At 47.4% G+C, this 3681-nt stretch carries 4 protein-coding genes and 1 pseudogene; 3 read left to right on the forward strand and 2 right to left on the reverse strand.

Annotated elements, in window-relative coordinates; translation table 11 throughout:
- Positions 1 to 256 (forward strand): annotated as a pseudogene (locus HMPREF3093_RS09625) (hypothetical protein); the annotation flags it as partial.
- Positions 257 to 378: 122 nt separating this feature from the next.
- Here HMPREF3093_RS09625 and HMPREF3093_RS07565 read toward each other — a convergent pair.
- Positions 379 to 864: a hypothetical protein gene (locus HMPREF3093_RS07565; RefSeq protein WP_070756377.1), complete on the reverse strand. Its 486-nt coding sequence runs from the start codon at positions 862 to 864 to the stop codon at positions 379 to 381.
- Positions 861 to 1316: a hypothetical protein gene (locus HMPREF3093_RS07570; RefSeq protein WP_143227686.1), complete on the reverse strand. Its 456-nt coding sequence runs from the start codon at positions 1314 to 1316 to the stop codon at positions 861 to 863. Before HMPREF3093_RS07570 ends, HMPREF3093_RS07565 begins: the two co-directional genes overlap by 4 nt.
- Positions 1317 to 1570: 254 nt before the next feature.
- On the opposite strand from HMPREF3093_RS07570, the gene HMPREF3093_RS07575 reads away from it, so the two are divergent.
- Both HMPREF3093_RS07575 and HMPREF3093_RS07580 read left to right on the forward strand, forming a co-directional pair.
- A complete protein-coding gene (locus HMPREF3093_RS07575; RefSeq protein ID WP_143227687.1) occupies positions 1571 to 1921 on the forward strand; it encodes a hypothetical protein in 351 nt (116 codons plus the stop codon).
- On the forward strand, positions 1918 to 3189 hold the full coding sequence (locus HMPREF3093_RS07580) for a Y-family DNA polymerase (RefSeq protein ID WP_070756380.1): 1272 nt from the start codon (positions 1918 to 1920) through the stop codon (positions 3187 to 3189). Before HMPREF3093_RS07575 ends, HMPREF3093_RS07580 begins: the two co-directional genes overlap by 4 nt.
- Positions 3190 to 3681: the final 492 nt, after the last annotated feature.

Below are 3681 nucleotides of genomic sequence, written 5' to 3' on the forward strand. Positions count from 1 at the left end.
AGTAGCCAGAGCCTACTATGACTGGAACCATGAGGCTATTGCGGGGTATGCAAGACCATGCTACGACCAGGACAGCCAAGAGACATCCCCCGCATCATCAGAAAATACCTCACCTAGCGACGACCTCATCACTGCGGTAGCCTGGGATGTTATTCGGGGTGAGTATGGCAATGGGGAAGAGCGAGTTAGAGAGTTGACTGAAGCAGGGTATGATTATCAGACTGTGCAGGATCGAGTTAACCAGTTGCTAAGCTAATACAAAACAAATAGCCACCGTGAGGTGGCTATTCTTTTTGTATAGAGAAAACCACCAGCAATGCTAGTGGTTTTCTCCATACAATAAAGGCTAGCGACTTATCTGTCACTAGCCCATTGCTCTTAGATATATAATATTTTATATACTACTCCAAAAAAACCAGCAAAGTACACACCTTGATAGTATGAAATGTACTGTCTTGCTAGAGTTCCGGCATAACCCTCATAACTGTAATATATTGTTTCTGGAGGTGTTGTCGTATACTGACGCGTTACATATACTGTATGCGGACTATATGCAGGCTGGTCCTTTTCGTTAGAATCTTCCGTTGAAACATCTTGTGATTTATTTTCATCTCGTACATTAAACTCTTCTAACGTGTTATTGGTATTCACTTCATTCCCCTCATCAGATGAAGTAAACACTACAGTTTGTGTCGTAGCCTCATTGTTCGAAAAAGGTTCCTGTGTTTGACTCTGAACTAATTCAGAAAATTGTTCAGTTGGTTCATTTAGAGTTTCTTCGGCCTGAACAGATGGAATTACAAGCAAAGATAATAAAATCAAGAATCCAAATAAAAGTCGAACTACAAAATTTTTATATCTCATTTGTATGCACCTGGCCCTTTCAAAATAACCGCACCTCTATATACAGCATAATAAACTGCCCCTTGCTTCCATGTACGAACCAAAGGTATATAGCCATAGTACTGATTTTTATTATAGTAAATAGTTTGTGGTGGCTGAGACGTAAATCGACGAATCTCTTGTACAACGATAGATGCTGGAAATGCTCCTTTTTCCTCGTCACAAGGGCATCGTTTTTTGTCCTTCTTATCAGGAATATAGGCTGTCAAATCTTCTTCAATCGGCCGAACACCATTTGGATTTGCTCCCTTGTACCACTCTACAGCATATTCTTCACACCAAGATTCATGTGGCTTCTTAGGACAGCAACATAGGTCATCACCTACTGATTGGTTGGCTTGAACGTTTGAAGTCGAAAGACAAAAGAGCAGTAGAAACAAGAAAGTGAGTGGGGTCAAAACAAAACGTTTCATATTACATTGCTCCTTCATAATGTGGTATGTCCGATGATGCCTCTATCCAATACCTCCTTTCTTATAGACATCATCATAACTAAAATCCTATCTACGCTCTTATTATACACCAAGAAACCGTTTTCGTCTATGTTTTTATGCTTTTTGCCAGTCCAGTGTGGGGCTAGGCTCACACGTTTTTGATTCCTATACCTAAGTCATCACCTTGACAAAAAGAACAAACGTTCGTATTATATGGGTGTGAGGTGATAAAAATGGAAGTAGTACCCGATTATGAGGACCGCGGCATGAAGAAGTGGCGGCCCTTCTATTCAAGCCCTGAGCTACGCCTCAGTCTCAATAGTGTCATGAACGAATTTAAGCTGCCTTATCAGGCGCCGCCTCAGATGACAGCAGAAGAAATTGACCAGGCCCTGACACGGGCCTTTCGCTATCAGGAGCGGGTCAAGGTAACCTTATCTAGCACCTGGGAAGGGCGCCATGTCTACCATATCGGGCGCATCATTGGGCGGGCCCAAGGCTATGTAATCTTGGAGCGCATGCCCATTGAGTACGAGGATATCCGCCACGTTGAGACCTTGCCGGAAGTGAAGTGGTTCGAATGACGGACGATCCACGCTTTCCCAAACGCGATATTCTCTGTATCGACTGCAAGTCCTTCTTCGCCAGTGTAGAGTGCGCCGAGCGCGGCCTAGACCCCATGACAACAAAACTCTGTGTGGTCTCCCGCGCGCATCTTAAGGGCGGGCTAGTTCTCGCAGCTAGTCCCCGTATGAAGGCTGAGTACGGTGTCAAGACTGGGACCCGCGTCTTTGAATTGCCTAAGCGTGACCCTGAGATTGTATTAGTCCCACCGCGTATGGGACTGTATGTTCAGCGTAACCAGGAAATCGTCCGCCTCTTTCTGCAATTTGTGGCCCCTGAGGATTGCCACCCTTATAGTATTGATGAGGCCTTCCTGGATATTACCAGAAGCCATGCGCTCTTTGGCTCGACCTATCAGATTGCCCGGCGTATTCAGACCGAGGTCATGAAGCAATACGGTATCCCGACCTGTGTGGGCATTGGGGATAACATGCTACTGGCTAAGTTAGCCCTGGATAATGCGGCCAAAAAGAAGCCCCCTTATCTGGCCTACTGGTCCTATAAGCGGGTGCCTGAGACCCTATGGAAGATGGACAACTTATCTGACTTCTGGGGCATCGGTTCGCGGACTAAGGCCTCATTGGAGCGACTGGGTATCTATACTGTGAAGCAACTGGCCCACGCAGATCCGCGCAAGCTCAAGCGCCACTTCGGGGTCCTGGGCCTAGAACTCTATCATCATGCCAACGGATTGGACGGTAGCCTTATCCACCAACCTTACCAGGAAGTCAGCAAGTCCTATGGAGCTTCGCAAATCCTGGAGCGGGACTATTGGTCCATGGAAGAATTGGCCCTAGTCCTTCGGGAAATGGCCGAGCAGGTGGCTGCGCGTCTGAGGAAGGGCCATCAATTAGCTGGTGAACTGTCGCTCTTCATTGGTTACGCTCATGAGGAAATTCCCCGCCATTCTGGTGGCCAAATGCAAATAGTGGCCACGGACGCCAGCCACAAGGTCATTGAGGGAGCCATCTACCTCTTGAAGAAACACTACCTGCCGCAACCGGTCCGAAGTATCGGGATATCAGCGGGTAAGCTACGCCCTAAGGACTATCAGCAGTTGTCCCTGTTTGAGGATGTAGAAGAAGTCAAAGAGCAAGAGGCACTAGATAAGGCGGTAGATAAGATACGCGAGCGCTATGGGTTTGGTAGCCTGGTGCATGCGAGTAGTCTCCTGCCTGGGGCAACGGCTATAAAAAGGGCAGGGCTTATTGGTGGGCATAAAGAATAGGGTTGCTACTTATTCAATCCCCCATGCAATTCGTCCGTCGGCGAGTTCCCGCTTCCATAACACAGAGACTCTCCTGTCAAGGCCGGCTGATTAGACGCCGCAGGTTTAGCCTTGACAGGAGAGTCTCTGTGTTATTCCAGTCGACCACCGACGGACGAATTGCATGGGGGATTGGGCAGCGTCATAACCCTTCCCCAGCATCCGTCCAGAGGTGCGGGTCCAGCGCGCCACGCTGGCGAGGGTGTGGGGCCGAGCCCCACCTAGGAGATAGGATAGGGCAGTAGCTATATACGCCAGTATCGCTATCATAGTATGTAAGCTAGTGCGGAGCTCCAGTTCCCTAAAATACAAAAGTCTGGTAAGTACAGAGTTTATAGTGTATCGATCTAGTTTATTCAGTGTTCAAGTGACCCATCTATCATAAAAATTACATTGTAGTATTGGTATTGGTTTATTTAGCAAAAAAACACCCTGCCCTCAGGCAAGGTGCTT

The sequence above is a fragment of the Abiotrophia sp. HMSC24B09 genome (assembly GCF_001815865.1).
Lineage (GTDB): Bacteria > Bacillota > Bacilli > Lactobacillales > Aerococcaceae > Abiotrophia.